Here is a 20,541-nt window from a genome sequence, read left to right as displayed (position 1 = left end):
CATGACGTCTTCGAAGCCTTCCAGACGAGACCGCGCCGCAGCCCTGCCCGACGACATGCGCGAAGCCCTGCGCCGCCGACTGGCGGGACGCACGGCGGCGGGCGCCGCAGGAGGCGCGCCCGCCGGCATCCCGCCCGCCGACCGCACCCGTCCGCTGCCCCTGTCCTTCGCCCAGCAGCGCCTGTGGTTCCTGGACCGGCTCCACCCCGGCGACGCCCGCTACAACAGCGCGGTCGCGGTACGCCTCACCGGCACCCTCGATCACCGGGCCCTGGAGCGTGCTCTCGCCACGGTCGTCGCCCGGCACGAGGCACTGCGGACCACGTTCGAGGAGAGCGAAGGCCGCGCCGCCCAGCAGGTGCACCCGGCCGCCCCCGTACCTCTGCCCGTCCGGGACGTACCGGCGGACGGTCTCGACGAGGCGCTGCTCGCCGCGTACTCGGCGCCCTTCGACCTGAGCTCAGGACCTTTGCTGCGGGCCCTGCTGCTGCGCGAGAGCCCCACGTCCCACGTACTTGTCCTGACGGCCCATCACATCACCACCGACGGCTGGTCGATGGGCATCGTCCTGAACGAACTGTGCACCGCTTACGAGGCGTTGGCGCGGGGCGGAGAACCCGACCTGCCAGCGGTGTCGACCCAGTACCCGGACTTCGCGGTCTGGCAGCGCGAGCAGCTCACCGGTGCCCGGCTCGAACGGCAGCTGGCCCACTGGAAGGAGCGCCTTACGGGGGCGGTCCTTCCCGAACTCCCGCTGGACCGGCCCCGGCGCGGCGAAGAGGCAGGCGCGGGAGCCGTCCACGCCTTCACCGTCCCCGCCGCAGTGACCCGTACGCTCCGCGAACTCGCCGCGCAGCAGCACACCACGCTGTACACCGCGCTGGTCGCCGCCGCCCAGGCGCTCCTCGCCCGCTGGTCGGGGCAGGACGAGAGCGCCGTCGGGTCGCTGACCCCGGGCCGGTCGCGCACCGATCTGGAGCGGGCGGTCGGCTTCTTCGTGAACACCGTAGTGCTGCGCACCGCGGTGGCACCCGCGGACTCCTTCCGGGCCCTCCTGGCCCGCACTGCCGACACCGTCAACGACGCCTTCGCGTACGGCGACACGCCCTTCGAGCGGATCGTGGAAGCGGTGGGGGCCACGCGTGAAGCGGGCCGGAACCCGCTGTTCGACGTGATGGTCCTGCTGCACCCGGACCCGCCCGTGGCCACCGCCCCCCGCGACCTCGACATCGCCCCGGTCGCCGTGCCCCGGCAGGCCGCCACCTTCGACCTGAGCATCGAGTTCGTACCGGACGGCGAGGCGCTGACCGGACTGCTCGAATACCGCACCGACCTGATCGACCCGGACACCGCCCGCCGCATGGCCGGCCAGCTCCTGCGCCTCCTGGAGGCGGCCACCGCCGCCCCGGACCGGCCGCTCGCCACCCTGCCGCTGATGTCGGAGCAGGAGGTGCGCCAGGTCACCCACGACTGGAACACCACCGACCTGCCGGTCGCGGACACCTTGCACCCGCGGCTCTTCGAGGAGCGCGCGGCCCTGACCCCCGACGCGCTCGCACTGGTGGCAGGCGGCGAACGGCTCGACTACGCACGGCTCAACGCCCGGGCCAACCGGCTCGCCCACCACCTCATCGCCCTCGGCGCCGGCCCCGAACGCCTCGTCGCGCTCCGGCTCCCCCGCACCGCCGACATGATCACCGCGATTCTCGCCGTCTGGAAGTCCGGGGCCGGCTACCTCCCGCTCGACCCGGCCCTGCCCGAGGAGCGCGTCCGCTTCCTGCTGGACGACGCCCGCCCCGCCCTGGTCCTGGACGCGGCCGCGGTGACCGCCCTGCCCGAGGGCCTCCCGGAGACCGACCCCACGGACGCCGACCGCCGCGCGCCCCTTGACCCGCTGCACACCGCGTACGTCATCCACACCTCCGGCTCCACCGGCCGCCCCAAGGGTGTCGCCGTCCCGCACCGGGCCCTCGCCCACCTGCTCGCCGCCCACCGGGCCGGCTTCGTCGCCGAGGCGGGCGGCGGACCGCTGCGGGTGGCCCTCACCGCGTCCTTCTCCTTCGACACCTCACTCGAAGGCGTGCTGCTCCTCGCCGACGGCCATCCGCTGCACTTGGTGGACGAGACGACACGCATGGACCCGCCGGCCCTCGTCGACTACGTCGTCGGCCACCGCATCGACTTCCTCGACCTCACCCCCTCCTACCTGCGCCAACTGCTGCCCGCCGGACTGCTGAGCGACCCGCGCCACCGCCCCCGGGTGCTGATGCTCGGCGGCGAGGCGATCGGCCCCGCGCTCTGGCGTGAACTCAACGCCCACCCCGAGGTCGCCGCGTACAACTTCTACGGCCCCACCGAGTGCACCGTCGACGCGCTGTCCTGCCGCGTCGACGGAACCGGCCGGCCGCTGGTCGGCCGCCCGCTTCCCCACACCCGCGCCTACGTCCTGGACGACCGCCTGCAACCGGTGCCCCCGGGCGTCGGCGGCGAGCTGTACCTCGCCGGCGAACAGGTCGCCCGCGGCTACCTCGGCCGGCCCGGCCTGACCGCCGCACGCTTCCTGCCCGACCCCTACGGGCCGCCCGCCACCCGCATGTACCGCACCGGCGACCTGGCCCGCTGGACCGCCGACGGCCGCCTGGACTACCTCGGCCGCGCCGACGACCAGGTCAAGGTGCGCGGCCACCGCATCGAACCCGGCGAGATCGAGGCAGCCCTCAGCGACCTGCCGTCCGTCGCCGCCGCCGCGGTCGTCGCCGTGCCCGACACCCACGGGCACCTGCGGCTCGCCGCCTACACCGTGCCCGCGCCGGGCACCGCGCGGCCCGAACCCGCCGAGCTGCGCGACGCGTTGCGCAGAGTCCTGCCCGGCCACATGGTGCCGTCCTCGTTCACATCGCTGGACTCGCTGCCGCTCAACGTCAGCGGCAAACTGGACCGCCGTGCCCTGCCCGCCCCCGACCTCGAAGGCCCCGAAGGGGAACGGGAGTTCGTCGCTCCGCGCACCCCGGACGAGGAGACCCTGGCCGGGATCTGGACCGAGATTCTCGGCCTGCGCCGCGTCGGCGTCACCGACAACTTCTTCGAGCTCGGCGGCGACTCGATCCTCAGCATCCAGGCCGTCTCACGCGCCCGGGCCGCCGGCCTCGCCCTGTCCTCGCAGGACGTCTTCCGCCACCAGACCGTCGCCGAACTCGCCGCCGCCTCCCGCCGCGCCACCGCGGTGCCGGCGCCCCGCCGCCCGCAGGAGACCGGGCCCGGCCCACTCACCCCGGTCCAGGAATGGTTCTTCGCCACTCACGGCCCGCGTACCCGCTTCGCCATGTCGATGCTCCTCGACCTGCCGTACGACGCGGACGCGGCGAAGCTTTCCCGCGCACTGGACGCGGTCGTGGCACACCACCCCGCCCTGCGCGCCCGGTTCGCCCAGGAACAGGAAGAGGGTGTCTGGCGCCAGCACCCCGGCACCGGGCCGGCCACCGGCTTCCTCACCCGCGCCGACAGGGTGGCCCTCGCCGAGGCGGCCGAATCCGCCCGTGCGGAACTCGACCCCACCACCGGCAGCATGCTGCGCGCGGCCCTGCTCCCGGCCGCCGAAGGCGCCCGCCCGCAGCTGTTCCTGACGGTCCATCATCTCGCGATCGACGGCGTCTCCTGGCGCGTGCTGCTCGCCGACCTGGAGGGGGCCTACCGGCAGATCGAGAACGGCGAGAGCATCCAACTGGAGCCCGAGCGAACCCCGTTGTCCGCCTGGGCCCGCGAGCTGACCGAGCGCGTACGCGCGGGCGCGCTCGACGACGACCTGCCGTACTGGAGCGCAGAGGCCGCCCGCCCGCGCACCCCGCTCCCCGTCGACCTGTCCGGCACCCCCCTGGCCGGCTCCGTACGCACGGTCCGCGGACGCCTCGACACCGCCACCACCGAGGCCCTGCTGCGCCGCGTCCCCGGCGCGTACCGCACGCAGGTCAACGACGTGCTCCTGAGCGCTCTCGGCCGGGTCCTCGCGGACTGGGCGGACGCGCCCCACATCACCGTCGCCCTTGAGGGCCACGGTCGCGAGGAACACCTGGTCGAGGGCGCCGACCTGGCGCGGACCATCGGCTGGTTCACCAGCCAGTTCCCGGTCACTCTCACCCCGCAGGGCCCGGCCGGGGCGCCCGACTGGGCCGCGACCTTGAAGTCCGTCAAGGAGGTGCTGCGGGCCGTGCCGCGCCGCGGCGTGGGCTACGAGGCGCTGGGACGCCTCGGCTCGCCCGCGCCCGAGGCCCGCGCCCTGGGCGAACTGACGCTGCCGCAGGTGTGCTTCACCTACCACGGACAGTGGGAGTCCGGCGCGGGCGGCGACTTCGCGCCCGCTGCCGACGTGCCGCCCGGCGACATGGACCCGGCGGAGCCGCTCGACCACCTCCTCGACGTGTCGGCCGTGGTGCGGGACGGCGCTCTTGAGATCACCTGGCACTACAGCGACCAGGTGCACCAGGAACCCACCGTCCGCGCACTCGCCGACGGCATGCTGCGGGCCCTCACCGAGGTGACCGAACACTGCGCCCGCCCCGGCGCCGGCGGCCGCACCCCCTCCGACTTCCCGCTGGCCCGGCTCGACCAGGAAGCGGTGGACCGCCTCGTCGGGGACGGCAGGACCGTGGAGGACCTGCTGCCGCTCACCCCGCTCCAGGAGGGCATGCTCTTCCACCGGCTGGTCGGCGGCGCGGACGACGTCTACCTCGACCAGGCCGCCCTGATCCTGGACAACGTGGCCGACCCCGAGGCGTTCGCCGCCGCCTGGCAGCGCGTCACCGATCGCACCCCGGCCCTGCGCACCTCGGTCGTCTGGGAGGGCGTGCCCGTCCCGCTCCAGCGCGTGCACCGCGACGTACGGCTGCCGGTCGAGATACTGGACTGGCGCGCCCTGGACGCGGGGGAGCAGGCCGTCCGCACGGAACGGCTGCGCGCCGACGACCTGGCGCGCGGCCTCGACCTGGGCGCCGCACCCCTGATGCGCCTCACCCTCGTCCGGCTGCCCGACGCCCGTCTGCACCTGCTGTGGACCTCCCACCACCTGATCCTGGACGGCTGGAGCCTGGCTCAGGTCCTCACCGACGTCTTCGCCGAGTACACGGCCCTCACCACCGGCACCGAACCCGCGCCGGCCGTGCGCCGCCCGTTCGGGGAGTACGTGCGCTGGTTCGCCGACCAGGACGCCGAAGCCGTCCGCGCGCACTGGACGGGCGTCCTCGCCGGCTTCGCCACGCCGACCCCGCTGCCCGTCGACCGCCCGCGCCCGACAGGCCACGAGTCGCGCTCCGCCGCCGTGCACACCGCCGCCCTCACCGACGAGGTCTCGGCCCGCCTCGCGCGCACCGCCCGCGGCGCCGGGCTCACCCTCGGCACCGTCGTCCAGGGCGCGTGGGCCCTGCTCCTCTCCCGTTACGCGGCCGAGCCGGACGTCCTGTTCGGCACCACCGTCTCCGGTCGCCCCGACGACCTGCCCGGCGCCGAGGACATGATCGGCATGTTCATCAACACCCTGCCCACCCGCGTCCAGGTGAGCGGCCGCCACTCCGCCCTCTCCTGGCTGCGCGACCTCCAGGAGAAGCAGGCCGAGGCACGGCGCTTCGCCGCGGTGTCCCTCGCCGAACTGACCGGCCTGAGCGACGTACCGTCCGGCAGTGACCTGTTCGACAGCATGGTGGCCTTCGAGAACTACCCGTTCGACGACACGAGTGCGGCCGGCTCCGGCGTGCGCATCGCCGACGTCTCCTCGCGCGACGCAACCAACTACCCGCTGGTTCTGCGCGCGTACCACGGTGAGTGCTTCGGATTCGACCTCGCCTACGACCCGGAACTGTTCGACGCGGCCACCGCGGCGGACCTCGCCGGACGGCTCTGTCTGATCCTCACCGACCTGGCCGACGGCATGGAGCGTCCCCTCACCGCCCTCGCCCGGACCACCCCCGGGGAACAACGGCGCCTCCTCGACTTCGGGAACGCCGCCGAAGAAGGCCGGCCCACCCAGACGCTGGTCGACCTCTTCGAGGCACAGGCCGCCCGCACCCCGCACGCCGAGGCCCTCACCTGCGGCGCCGAGCGGCTCACCTACGCCGAACTCGATGCCCGCGCCGCCCGGCTCGCCCACCGTCTCGCCGAGCTCGGCGCCCGCCCCGAGCAGTACGTCGCCCTCGCCCTGCCGCGCTCCACCGACCTGGTCGTCGCCGTGCTCGCCGTCCTCAAGACAGGCGCCGCGTACCTGCCCATCGACCCGGCGCTCCCCGCCGAACGCATCACCGGCATCCTGGACGACGCGGCCCCGGTGGCCTACGTGACCAGCGCGGCACCGGCCGATTTCGTCGCCGTACCCGTACTGCGCCTGGACGACCCCGAGGTGCGCGCCGACCTCGAACGGCGTCCAGCCACCGCCCCGTTGGAGCGGCACCCACTCCCCGAGAGCCCCGCCTACGCCATCTACACCTCCGGCTCCACCGGCCGCCCCAAGGGTGTGGTGATCCCGCACGCCAACGTGGTCCGCCTCTTCAGCCGCACCCGCGACTGGTTCGGCTTCGACTCCAGCGACGTGTGGACGCTGTTCCACTCGTACGCCTTCGACTTCTCGGTGTGGGAACTGTGGGGGCCGCTCCTGCACGGCGGCCGGCTCGTCGTCGTCCCCGGCGACACCGCCCGCTCCCCGGAGGACTTCCTGCGCCTGCTCGCCGACGAGCAGGTCACCGTCCTCAACCAGACACCGTCCGCCTTCTATCCGCTGATCCGCGCGGATGCCGCACACCCCGAGGAGAGTGCCCGGTTGGCGCTGCGCACGGTCGTGTTCGGCGGCGAGGCGCTCGACGTGTCCCGGCTGGGCGACTGGTACCTGCGCCACCCGGACACCGCGCCGCGCCTGGTGAACATGTACGGCATCACCGAGACCACCGTGCACGTCACCTACGCCCCACTTGACCGGGCGACGGCGGAGGCAGGCCCCGCGAGCCCCATCGGCACCGGCATACCCGACCTGCGGACCTACGTCCTCGACGAGACGCTCAACCTCGCTCCGCCCGGAGCCATCGGCGAGCTGTACGTCGCGGGCGAGGGCCTGGCCCGCGGCTACCTCAACCGGCCGGGCCTGACCGCGACCCGCTTCCTCGCCGACCCGTTCGGCCGCCCCGGCACCCGCATGTACCGCACCGGCGACCGGGCCCGCCGGCGGGCCGACGGCAGCCTGGAGTACCTGGGCCGCGCCGACCAGCAGGTGAAGATCCGCGGCTACCGCATCGAGCCCGGCGAGATCGAAGCGGCGCTGCACGGCCACCCGGGCATCGCCGGCGCCGCCGTCGGCGTGTACCAGGACGCCGAAGGAACGCGGCGCCTGGTCGCCCACGTCGTCGCCACCGGCAGCGTCCCACCGTCCGCCGCGGAACTCCGCGCCCACCTCGGGCAGTTGCTGCCCGCGCACATGGTGCCCGCCGCCTACGTGCCGATGACTGCCCTGCCGCTCACCCCCAACGGCAAGCTCGACCGGCGTGCGCTGCCCGCGCCGGGACCCGAGGGTTTCGCGACCGGCGGCGAGCGCACGGAGCCGCGCACCCCGGCCGAGCGGCTCGTGGCCGACGCCTGGAAGCACGTCCTGGGCACCGACGACGTCGGCGCCGACGACGACTTCTTCGCCCTCGGCGGGGACTCGATCCTCGCCGTCCGGGTCGTCTCGCGGCTGCGCGCCGTGTTCGGCACGGACGTCTCGCCCCGCCTGCTGTTCACCCACCCGACGCTGTCGGCACTCGCGGCGGCCCTCGGCGACCCGTCCGACGAGCCCGCCTCCGCCGACTCCATCCCGGCCGCCGACCCCGGCGTCCCCGCCCCGCTGTCGCACGCACAGCAGCGGCTCTGGTTCCTCGACCGGTTCGAACCGGGCAGCACCGAATACACCACCCTGTCCGTTCTGCGCCTGACCGGCCCGCTCGACCGTGCCGCCCTGCACACGGCGCTCGACGGGCTGGTCGCCCGGCACGAGTCGCTGCGCACCACCTTCGCCGAACATGACGGCCAGGCACGGCAGTTCGTCCACCCGCCGACGTCCGTGGACCTGCGCGCCCAGGACTGTGCGCACTCCGCCGCGCTCGACGCCCTCGTGGCGAGCGAGGCCGCGCAGCCCTTCGACCTCGCCACCGGGCCGCTCCTGCGCGCCCGCCTCGCCCGTCTTGCCGCCGCGGACATGGAGGAGCACGTCCTCGTCCTGGCCGTGCACCACATCGTCACCGACGGCTGGTCCATGGGTGTGCTGGGCCGGGACCTCGGCGAGCTGTACGCGGCCGCCCTCGACCGGCGGCCGCCCCGCCTGCCCGTCCCGGCCGTCCGGTACGCCGACCACGCCGCATGGCAGCGCGCACGTGCCGAGCAGGCCGAGGCCGACCTCGGGTACTGGCGCCGGACCCTGGACGGCGTGACGCCCCTGGAGCTGCCCACCGACCGGCCGCGCCCCGCCGTACGCACCCGGGACGGCGCGCTCATCACCTTCACCCTGCCCGCCGCGCTCACCGACCGGTTGCGCATCCGCGGACGGGAGGTGGACGCCACCCTCTTCATGACGTTGCTGACGGCCTGTCAGGTACTTCTCGCCCGCTGGGCCGGCCAGCAGGACGTCACCGTCGGCACGGTCACCGCAGGACGCGAACGCCCCGAACTGCACGACGTGGTCGGCATGTTCGTCAACACGCTGGTGCTGCGCGCCCGGGTCCGCCCCGAGCTGTCGTTCCGTGACCTGCTGGCCGAGGTGCGCTCCACCGTCCTCGACGCCGTCTCCCACCAGGACGTGCCCTTCGAACGCGTGGTGGACGCGGTCCAGCCCGAACGTGACACCAGCCGCACCCCGCTGTTCCAGGTCATGGTCGCCCTGCACAACCTCGGCGGCGAGGTCCCCGCGCTGCCCGGCCTTGCCGTGGAAGCGGTGACCCCACCGGTCCGGCACGCCACCTTCGACCTGGCCTTCGACTTCGTGGAACACCACGGCGCCGTCACCGGGCACCTGGAGTACAACACCGGCCTGTTCGACCCGGCCACCGCGGAGCTCCTCGCCGAGCGGCTGCGCATCCTCCTCGAAGCCGCCGCCGACGACCCGGACCGTACGGTCGGCGCCCTGCCCCTCATGACCGACACCGAGCGCGGGCGCCTCCTGGAACTCGGCCGGGGCCTGCCGCTGCCCGTGCCCGACACCACCTTCCCTGCCCTGTTCGAAGCGCAGGCCGCCCGCATCCCGCACCTCACCGCGCTGGTCGCCCCCGACGCCACCCTCGACTTCGCCACCCTCAACCGCCTGGCCAACCGGCTCGCCCATCACCTCATCCGCCGGGGCGCCGGCCCCGAGACCGTCGCCGCCGTCCGCCTGCCGCGTACCTCCGGCCTGTTCGTGGCCCTCCTCGCCATCGCCAAGGCGGGCGCCGCGCTGCTCTTCCTCGACCCGCGCCTGCCCGACGAACGCGTCCGCGTCCTCATGGACGACGCCCGCCCGGTCACCGTCCTCACCGAGGACACCCTGCGCGCCGCCGACGCCACCGGCCTGCCCGAACACGACCCCACCGACGCCGACCGCGTCCGTCCATTGCGGCCCGAGAACACGGCGTACATCGTCTACACCTCCGGCTCCACCGGCCGCCCCAAGGGCGTAGCAGTCGAACACCGGCAGCTCGTCAACCTCTGCCGCGACCACCAGGCGAGCCTCGTCGCCCCGCACACCGGCGAAGGCACCCGGCTGCGGGCCGCCCTCAGTGCGTCCTTCGCCTTCGACACCTCCTGGGAGGGACCGCTGCTGCTCGCCCTCGGCCAGCAGGTCCACCTCATCGACGACGACACCCGCCTCGACCCCGAGGCGTTCTGCGCCCAGGTCACCACCGACCGCCTCGACCTGGTCAACGTCACGCCGACCTTCCTGCGCGAACTCCTGGCCGCGGGACTGCTCACCCCCGGCCGCCACCACCCGAAACTCCTGCTCGTCGGCGGCGAAGCAGTCTCCGCCGCCACCTGGCGGGACCTGGTCGCGGCCCACGGCGAACTCGGCGTCACCGCCCTCAACATGTACGGCCCCACCGAGTGCACCGTCGACTCCGTCTACGCCCCCTGCACCGACCATCCCGACCGGCCGGTCATCGGCCGCCCCGGCGGCGGGCTGCGCGCCTACGTCCTCGACGGCAATCTGCGCCCCGTGCCCGTCGGCACGCCCGGCGAGCTGTACCTCGCCGGCGCCCAGGTGGCCCGCGGCTACCTGAACCGGCCCGGCCTGACCGCCGGCCGCTTCCTCGCCGACCCGTTCGGGGCGCCGGGGGAGCGCATGTACCGCACCGGCGACCGCGCCCGCTGGGACACCGCCGGGCAGCTCGAATTCCTCGGCCGCGCCGACGAACAGCTCAAGATCCGGGGCTTCCGCATCGAACCCGGCGAGATCGAGACGGCGCTGCGCGCCCTGCCGGAGGTCACCGACGCCGCCGTCACCGTACGGGAGCACGCAGGCCGCCCCATGCTGGTCGCCTACGTCGTCACCGGCGACGGGCGGCAGCCGTCGGCCGACGCGCTGCGGATGCGGCTGCGCCACACGCTGCCCGACCACATGGTGCCCGCCGCGTTCGTCCCGCTCGACCGCGTCCCGCGCACCACCGGCGGCAAGACCGACCGCCGCGCCCTGCCGGAGCCGCCCGCGCAACCCGGCACCGACGACGCGTACGTCGCGCCACGGCCCGGCACCGAGGAGCGGCTGGCAGCCATCTGGGCCGACGTGCTCGGCGTCCCGCGCGTCGGCGCCCGCGACAACTTCTTCGCGCTCGGCGGCGACTCCATCCTCAGCATCCAGATCGTCTCCCGCGCCCGCCGCGCCGGACTCGCCCTCACCACCAAGGACGTCTTCCGCCACCAGACCATCACCGAACTCGCCCTGCGTACAGGCGAGTTGACTCCGGCGACGGCCCCGGTCACCGAGACCCCCGCCGGGCCGGCTCCGCTCACCCCGATCCAGCACTGGTACCTGGACGGCCGCAGCCCGGGCGACGCCATGCGCTTCACCATGACCCAACGCTTCGAGCTGGCGCCCGGCACGGACGGCGAGGCGCTCGGCCGGGCCGCCCGCGCCGTCGTCGCCCGGCACGCCGCCCTGCGCACCCGGTTCACGCACACCGCGTCCGGCTGGCTCCAGGAGGCGCTGCCCGCCGCACCCGACGGCGTGTTCAGCCGGCACGACCTCGCCGCACTGGACGAAGCCGCCGCGGAGGCCGAGGCACACCGCCTCACCGACCGCGCACAGGCCGCACTCGACCCCATCGAGGGCCGGGTCGCGCGCTTCCTGTTCCTGGACCGCGGCCCGGACCGGCCGGGCCAACTCGTCGTCACCGTCCACCACTTGGCCGTCGACGGCGTCTCCTGGCGCATCCTGCCGGCCGACCTCGCCACCGCCTACCAACAGGCCGCGGCCGGACTCCCCGTCGACACGGCACCCACCGGGACTTCCTACGGCCACTGGGCGACCCGGCTGGCCGAACACACCCGCACCGGCGCGTTCACCGCCGACCTGGAGCACTGGCGGCAGACCGCCGAAGCCCCGGCCGAGCTGCCTGCGGGCAGGCCCGGCCCCAACACGTACGGCACCTCGGCCACGGTCACCGTCACCCTCGACGCGGAGACCACCGAAGCCCTGCTGCGCCGGGTGCCCGAGACCTACCGCACCCAGGTCAACGACGTCCTGCTCAGCGCACTCGGCCACACCCTCGCGCAATGGTGCGGGCGGGACACGGTCCTGATCGGGGTCGAGGGCCACGGACGTGAGGACCTCTTCGCCGACATCGATCTGTCCCGCACGGTCGGCTGGTTCACCGCGGAGTTCCCGCTCGCCCTGCGCGTTGACCCCGGCGCCGGCTGGCACGACACCCTCCGCTCGGTGAAGGAACAGCTCCGCGCCGTCCCCGTGCACGGCCTGAGCCACGGCGCGCTGCGCCACCTCCTGCCGGACAGCCCCCTCGCCGGCGCCCCCGCACCCCAGGTCGGCTTCAACTACCACGGCCAGTGGGACGCGGGCACCGGCGGCAGCGACGGTTTGCTGCGCACCGCGCTGACACCGACCGGTCGCGACACCGACCCGGACGCCCCGCGCCCGTACGTCCTCGACATCACCGGCATCGTCCAGGAAGGACGGCTCGAACTGGGCTGGAACTATCCGGCGGCCGTCCACGACGAGGCCACCGTCCGCGCCCTGGCCGAGCAGACGGTCGCCGCGCTGCGCGCCATCGTGGCGCACTGCGCGAGCCCCGAAGCCGGCGGCCGTTCGCCCTCGGACTTCCCGCTCGCCGGTCTTTCACAGAACGCCCTGGACCGGCTCGTCGGCGACGGACGGCACGTCGAGGACGTCCTCCCGCTCACCCCGCTCCAGGCGGGCATGCTCTTCCACGGCCTGGTGGACACCGAGGGCGCCTACTTCGACCGGATCGCGGTCCGCCTGTCCGGAGTGGCCGACCCGCAGGCGTTCGCCGCGGCCTGGCAGCAGGTCGCCGACCGTACCCCGGCGCTGCGCACCAGCGTGCACTGGCGGGACCTGCCCCAGCCGGTCCAGGTCGTGCACCGGCGGACCGGGCTGCCCGTACGCCACCTCGACTGGCGCACCCTCGGCACGGCGGAACGCGCCGAGCACACCGAGCGCCTCGTCGAGGAGGACCGCGCCGCGGGCATGGACCTGAACACCGCGCCGCTCACCCGCCTCACCCTCGCCGCGCTGCCCGACGACGAGGTGCTGCTGCTGTGGTCCACCCACCACATCGCCCTGGACGGCTGGAGCACCGGCCAGCTCCTCACCGAAGTGTGCGAGCGCTACGCCGCGCTCACCGGCGGCCCCGACCCGGAGCCCCTGGTACGGCGGCCGTTCGCGGACTTCCTGCACTGGCTGGGCGGACAGGACCAGGTGGCCGCCGAACGCCACTGGTACGACGCGCTCGCCGGATTCACCGTCCGCACCCCGCTCCCGTACGACCGCGCACCGGGCGAGGCGCACCGGGCCCGCGCCACCGCCCAGGTCCGCCGCGAACTGGACGAGCCGGTCTCCGCGCGACTGCGGTCGGCCGCGGGCCGTGCCGGTCTGACCGTCAACACCCTGGTCCAGGGCGCCTGGGCGCTGCTCCTTGCCCGTGGCTGCGGCCGCGACGACGTGGTGTTCGGCACCACCGTCTCGGGCCGCCCGGCCGAACTGCCCGGCGTCGAGGGCATGATCGGCATGTTCATCAACACCGTGCCGACCCGGGTCCGGCTGCCCGGCGGGGACGTGCTGCCCTGGCTGCGCCACCTTCAGGAGACCCAGACCGAGGCCCGCCGCTTCGACTTCGTCGCCCTGTCCCGTATCCAGGCAGGCAGCCAAGTGCCGTCCGGAGAAGCCCTGTTCGACAGCATGGTCGTCTTCGAGAACTACCCCGTCGACGAGTCGGCCACCGCTCGCACCGGCGTCCAGGTGGCCGAGGTGCGGGCCGACGACGCGCCGACCTTCCCGTGGTGCCTGCGCGCCCACCTCGCGGAGCGGCTCGGGTTCGACCTGGTCTACGACCCGGCCCTCTTCGACCCGGTCACCGTCGAGCGGGCCGTGGAGCGTCTCGCGGTCGTGCTCACCGCCTTCGCCGACGGCCTGGACGGTGACCTCGACGGCCTGGACGCGCTCACCGACGACGACCGGCGACTGCTGGCATCCTGGAACATCCCGGCCCGCCCCACGCTGCCCCGAAGCCCGGTCGCCCTGTTCGCCGAGCAGGCCCGCCGCACCCCGGACGCCATCGCCGTACGCGACGGTGACCACGAGGTGACGTACCGTCAACTGACAGCGCACGCGGCACGGTTGGCGGCACAACTGCGGGCCGGAGGGCTCGCCCCCGAGGGTCGGGTCGCCCTCCTGATGGACCGCTCCGCCGACCTCGTCGTCGCCCAGCTCGGGGTCCTCGCCGCGGGCGGCGCCTACGTACCGGTGGACACCCGCGCTCCTGAGGAACGCCGCCGGATCCTGCTCGAAGCGGCGGGCGTCACGGTCCGGCTCACCGCCGCCGACGTCGCCGCGGCCCGCACGGACACCGGGGACGAAACGCTGCCGACCGTCGACCCCGACCGCCTCGCGTACATCATGTTCACCTCCGGCTCGACCGGCCGGCCCAAGCCGGTGGCGGTGCGCCACCGGGACGTGGCGGCTCTGGCCACCGACAGCCGATTCGCCGGCGGTGTCAGCGACCGGGTGCTGCTGCACTCCCCGGTGGCGTTCGACGCGGCCACCTTCGAGGTGTGGGCGCCCCTGCTGAACGGCGGCTGTGTGGTCGTCGCCCCCGACGGCACCGTCGACGGCGCCCTCATCAGGCGGCTCACCGACACCGAGGGGCTGACCGCGCTGTGGCTGACGGCCGGAGTGTTCCGCCTCCTCGCCCAGGACGCGCCGGACTGCTTCGCCGGGCTGCGACAGGTGTGGACCGGCGGTGACGTGGTCCCCGCCGCCGCGCTGCGCCGCGTCCTGGCCGCCTGCCCGGGAGTGAGCGTCGTGGACGGCTACGGACCCACCGAGGCCACCACCTTCGCGACGTCCCACGAGCTCACCGACGCGTCCCAGGTGCCCGACACCGTGCCGATCGGCAAGCCCCTGGACGACATGCGCGTCCATATCCTCGACGGCCGGCTGCGACCGGTCCCGCCGGGCAGCGCCGGCGAGCTGTACCTCGCAGGCGAGGGCGTCGCCCGCGGCTACCTCGGCCGCCCCGGCGCCACCGCGGCCCGCTTCCTCGCCGACCCCGCGGGCCCGTCCGGCGCCCGCATGTACCGCACCGGCGACCTGGCACGCCGCCGCCCGGACGGCACCGTGGAGTTCCTCGGACGCGCCGACGACCAGGTCAAGATCCGCGGCTTCCGTGTGGAGCCCGGCGAGGTCGAGGCCGTCCTCGCCGGGCACCCCGGCGTGACGGACGTGGCGGTGCTCGCCGGCACCGGCAGGTCCGGCGCCAAGCGGCTGATCGCCTACGTCGTCGGCCCGGCCGGCCGGAACGCGGACGATCTGCGGGCCTTCGCCGGCCGCACGCTGCCGGACTACCTGGTGCCCACGGACATCATCCCGCTCGACGCGCTGCCGCTGAGCGCCAACGGCAAGGTCGACCGCGCCGCCCTGCCGAAGCCGCAGGCCGCGCCGCGGGCCGAGCGCACCGAGCCCCGCACCGAGGCCGAGCGCCGCACGACCGAGGTCTTCGGGCAGGTGCTCGGGGTCGAACCGCCCGGCGTCGACGACGACTTCTTCACCCTGGGCGGCGACTCGATCCTCAGCATCCGGCTCGCGGCCCGCCTCTCCGAAGCCTTCGCGGCCGACCTCACCCCCCGGGACGTCTTCACCCGCCCCACCCCGGCCGCCCTCGCCGCCCTCCTCACCGAGGAGACCAGGAGCGCCCGCCCGGCCATCACCCCGGCCGCCCGCGACACGGCGCTCCCCATGTCGTACGCCCAGCAACGCCTCTGGTTCCTTGAGGAGTTCGCGCCCGGTGGCAGCGAGTACGTCACCGCGCTCGCCCTGCGCCTGCGCGGCCCCCTGGACACCGGCGCGCTGACCGCCGCCGTCACCTCGCTGGTAGCCCGGCACGAGTCGCTGCGCACCACCTTCGACAGCGTGGACGGCCTCGGCGTGCAGCGCGTCCACCCGCCGCTCCCGGTGCCGGTGCCGGTGCCGCTGCACGATCTGTCCCCGCTGCCCGCGGTGGACCGGGAACCCGCCCTGCGCTCACTGCTCACGGAGGACCGCGAGCGCCCCTTCGACCTGCGCGAAGGGCCCCTGCTGCGCACCCGCCTGGTCCGGCTCGCCGACGACGACCACGTCCTCGCCCTCGTCCTGCACCACATCGTCACCGACGGCTGGTCCACCTCGGTCCTCCTCGGCGACCTGGCCCACTTCTACCGCACTCAACTCGGCCACAGCGAAGCTGCGTTGACGCCTCTGCCGATCCAGTACGGCGACTACGCGGCCTGGCAACGCACCACGGGAGCCGCGGACGCGGAAGAACAACTCGCTTACTGGGCAGACCACTTGGCCGACACACCGCCAGTGGAGCTGCCCACCGACCGGCCCCGCCCCGCCGTCCGCACCAGCAACGGCGCCACCACCCGTCTCGTCGTGCCGGCCGACACCACCGCGCGGCTGACCCGGCTCGCCAGGGAGCACGGCACCACCCTGTTCACCACCCTGGTCGCCGCCGCCCAGGCCTACCTGGCGCGGCTGTCCGGACAGAGCGACATCGCAGTGGGCACCGTGACCTCCGGGCGCGACCGGGCCGAGACCGAGCACCTCGTCGGGTTCTTCGTCAACACCCTCGTCCTGCGCTCCCAGGCCGACACCGGCCGGCCCTTCACCGACTTCCTCGACACGGTGCGCCAGACGGTCCTCGACGCCTTCGCCCACCAGGACGTGCCCTTCGAGCGCGTCGTGGACGAGGTCCAGCCGGTCCGGGACACCAGTCGCACCCCGCTCTTCCAGGTCATGGTCGTCCTGCAGAACACCCCCGCCGCCGACCTCGACCTCCCGAACCTGCACGTCACCGACGTCGACACCGACCTGCACCAGGCTGCCTTCGACCTCACCCTCGAATTCGCCGAAGCGCCCGACGGAACGCTGCACGGCGCGTTCACCTACAACACCGACCTGTTCGACGCGGCCACGGCGGACCGCCTCGCCGCACATCTCGGCATCCTCCTGGACGCCGTCGCCACCGACGCCTCCCGTCCGCTCGGCGCCCTGCCCCTGACCACGGGGGCCGAGGAGCGTGCGCTCCTCGCGCACGGCCGGGGCACCGACGGCGCCGTACCGCCGACGTCGCTGCCCGATCTGTTCCAGCGGCAGGCGGCCCGGACACCCGCCGTGGCCGCCCTGTCCGACGGCGACCGGGACGTGACCTACGCGGAGCTCGACCGGGCCGCCAACCGGTTCGCCCACCGTCTGATCCGCGACGGCGTCGGACCGGACCGGGTGGTCGCCCTCTCCCTGCCGCGCTCGTCCGCCATGGTGGTGGCCCAGCTCGCGGTCGCCAAAGCGGGCGGCGCCTTCCTGCCCGTCGACCCCGACTACCCCGCGGCCCGCCGGGAGTTCATGATCCGCGACGCGGGCGTCCACCGCGTCGTCACCGACCCGGCCGAGGTCCTGACCGCGGACGGACCGGACACCGCGCCCACCGACGCCGACCGCACCGCCCCCCTGCTGCCCGGGCACCCCGCCTACGTCATCTACACCTCGGGCTCCACCGGCACACCCAAGGGCGTAGTGGTGACCCACCGGGGTCTCGCCTCCTTCGCCACCGCAGCGGCCGAGCGGTACGCGGCCGGCCCCGGCGACCGGGTCCTTCAGTTCGCGTCGCCGAGCTTCGACGCCTCCGTACTCGAACTGTGCACTTCGCTGCTCAGCGGGGCCACCCTGGTCACCGGCGAGGAAGGACCGCTGGTCGGCGAACGCCTGGCCGAGGTGCTCGCCGTCCGGCGCGTCAGCCACACCCTCATCCCGCCGGCCGCCCTCGCCACCGTCCCTGCGGAGAAGGCCGCCGAACTCACCGCCCTGCGCACTTTGATCGTCGGCGCCGAGGCCTGCCCCGCCCACCTGGTCGCCACCTGGGCACCCGGCCGCAGCATGATCAACTCCTATGGGCCGACCGAGGCCACCGTCGTCGCCAGTTGGACCGGCCCGCTCACCCCCGACGCCGGCACACCGACCATCGGCCGCCCCTCGGGCAGCACCCGCCTGTACGTCCTCGACACAGCGCTGCGACCCGTACCGCCCGGCGTCACGGGCGAGTTGTACGTGGCCGGCCCCGGCCTGGCCCGCGGCTACCTCGGCCGTCCCGGCCTGACCGCCCAGCGGTTCCTGCCGGACCCGTTCGGGGCGCCGGGGGAGCGGATGTACCGCACGGGCGACCTGGCCCGCTGGCGCACGGACGGCGAACTCGTCTACGCCGGACGCGCCGACGACCAGGTCAAGCTGCGCGGCTTCCGCATCGAACCCGGCGAGATAGAGAGCGCACTGCGCCGCAGCGCCCTGGTCCGGGACGCGGCGGTCGTCGTCCGCACGGACGCGGCCCCACCCGCACACGACGACGGGGGCGAGGGGCCGGCGACGGCCGCGGGCCCGGCTCGGCTGGTGGCCTACGTCGTACCGGCCGAAGCCGTGTCCGGCGAGGCCGCTGAGCGTGCCGGAGCGACGCACGGCGAGCCGGCCGGACCCGTCCCGCTCCCCGTCGAGGACCTGCGCGAGCACCTCGGCGGACTGCTTCCGCCCCACATGGTGCCCTCGCTCTTCGTACCACTGGAACGGCTGCCCCTCACCCCGAACGGCAAGCTCGACCGGCGGGCGCTGCCCGCCCCCGGACCGGCCGCCCGGGCCACCGGCAGGCCGCACCGACAGCCGCGTACCGACACCGAACGCCGGGTCGCCCGGATCTGGGCCGACGTCCTCGGCGTCACGGACATCGGCGTCGACGACAACTTCTTCGCTCTCGGCGGCGACTCCATCCTCAGCATGCAGGTCGTCTCCCGGCTGCGCCGCGACGGCCTCCACCTGGCGACCCGCGACCTGTTCACCCACCAGACCCTCGGAGCGCTAGCCTCCGTCGTCCGCACCGCCCCCCAACAGTCCGCTCAGGGCCCGGCGACCGGCGCGGTGCCGCTCACCCCCATCCAGGACTGGTTCCTCACCACGCCCCGCGCCGCCCACCACCACTTCAACCAGTCGACGCTGCTCGAACTCGACGGCACCCCCGACCCGGAGGCCCTGAGCACCGCCCTGCGCGCCCTGCTGGAACACCACGACGCGCTGCGCATGCGGTTCACCCGGGACGCCGACGGCTGGCACCAGTTCAACCCGCCGCCCGCGACCGACGAGCCGGACGACGACGACCCGCTCACCCGGTACGACCTGGCGGGCCTGTCGCCCGAGGACGCGGAAGCGGTCATGGAGAAGACCGCCGACGAACTGCACGCCGGCTTCGACCTGGCCCGCGGCCCGCACCTGCGGGCGGCCCTCTTCACTGGCGGCCCGGGACGCCCCGCGTACCTGCTGCTCATCGCGCACCACCTGGTCGTGGACGCCGTCTCCTGGCGCATCATCGGCGACGACCTGGAAACCGCCTACCGCCAAGCCGTCCAGGGCGCTCCCGTCGACCTGGGGGAGCGGAGCACCAGCTTCCGGGACTGGGCCCGGGGAGTTGCCGCACACGTCCGCGCGGGCGGCCTCGACGCCGAGCTGCCGCACTGGCGCGAAGTGGTCCGCGCGGCGCCCGCCCCCGAGGACACACCCGAGCCCGGCGACACCGCCCCGGCCGCCGTGATCGGCGTCGAACTCGACGAGAAGGACACCGAAACCCTGCTGCGTGCGGCACCCACGGCCTACCGCACCCGCATCAACGACGTGCTGCTCGCCGCTCTGGCCCTGGCCCTCGCCCGCTGGACCGGTGAGGAGCGCGTCCGCCTCGACCTGGAGGGCCACGGTCGTGAGGACCTGATCGAAGGGGTCGACCTGACCCGCACCGTGGGCTGGTTCACCAGCGTCCACCCCATCGCCCTCAAGGTCGACGACCCGGGCCGCTTCGGACCCGACCGCGACTGGCGGACGCTGGTGAAGTCGGTGCGCCGTCAACTGCGCGCCGTACCCGGCAAGGGCGTGGGCTTCGGCGCCCTGCGCACGTTCGGGCCGCCGGAACTGCGCGAGCAGTTGGGCGCAGGCGCACACAGCGAGCTGGTCTTCAACTACCTGGGCCAGTGGGACGCCCGCCCCGAAGCCGCAGGCAGCGGCCTCATCCGCGCCCAGCACGGCCCCCTGGGCCAGGACCACGACCCCCGCGACCCCGGCTCCCATGCCCTGGAGGTCGTCGGCTCCGTTGAGCACGGCCGGCTCGCCTTCACCTGGCACCACCGCCCCTCCGTGCACGACACGCAGACGGTACGCCGCTTGGCCGAGGAATTCGCCGAGGCCCTGCGCCACATCGCCGGCGACGCCAGGGACGGCCGATGAGCGAACCGCCTCGACGCCGGGTGCGCGGGGGAGGGGGCCAGGGACCCAGGCCCCGGGTACGCCGGGGCAGGAACCAGGGACCCAGGCCCCGGACCGGCCGGGGAGGGGACCAGAGACACATCCCCTCCTCCTCCCCGCGCGCGCCACCCCGAGCCGTCCCCGACCCACCCGCCCCCCGACCCACCCATCCGAGCGTCACCCCCTCACCCACCCCCTCACCACGGAGGAACGATCATGGACGAGAACACCCGTTACCAGGTGCTGCGCAACGACGAGGAGCAGTACTCCTTGTGGCCGGTCGACATCGAGGTCCCCGCCGGCTGGCAGCCCGTCGGCAAGGAAGGGACCGAGGCCGAGTGCACCGCGTACGTCGACGAGGTCTGGACCGACATGCGACCCCGCAGCCTGCGTGAGCGCATGGAGAGCACCGGAGCCTGACGCCCGGCCCAGTGGGCAGCGCCGGACCGGCCCGACCGGTCCGGCGCCCCACGCCCGCCCCCCCACCAACACCCACAACAGAAGAGCACACGTCAGAA

At 74.3% G+C, this 20,541-nt stretch carries 2 protein-coding genes; both read left to right on the top strand.

Annotation, left to right across the window (positions count from 1 at the left end):
• Position 1 precedes the first annotated feature (1 nt).
• Entirely contained in the window at positions 2-20,005 is a 20,004-nt protein-coding gene (locus AB0D31_RS03355) for a non-ribosomal peptide synthase/polyketide synthase (protein ID WP_362716295.1), read from the top strand.
• A 234-nt stretch (positions 20,006-20,239) separates the two neighbouring features.
• Positions 20,240-20,443, top strand: coding sequence for an MbtH family NRPS accessory protein (locus AB0D31_RS03350; RefSeq protein ID WP_161291453.1), 204 nt, complete (start codon positions 20,240-20,242; stop codon positions 20,441-20,443).
• Positions 20,444-20,541: the final 98 nt, after the last annotated feature.

This window comes from Streptomyces sp. NPDC048361 (assembly GCF_040651795.1).
Taxonomy (GTDB): domain Bacteria; phylum Actinomycetota; class Actinomycetes; order Streptomycetales; family Streptomycetaceae; genus Streptomyces.
Note: the sequence above shows the minus strand (reverse complement) of the source record. Positions and strands in the feature narration are given on the sequence as shown.

Bases quoted from the DNA above. Each gene is read 5' to 3' on its own strand.
- AB0D31_RS03355 (WP_362716295.1), top strand. From the start codon at position 2: ATGACGTCTTCGAAGCCTTCCAGACGAGACCGCGCCGCAGCCCTGCCC.
- AB0D31_RS03350 (WP_161291453.1), top strand. From the start codon at position 20,240: ATGGACGAGAACACCCGTTACCAGGTGCTGCGCAACGACGAGGAGCAG.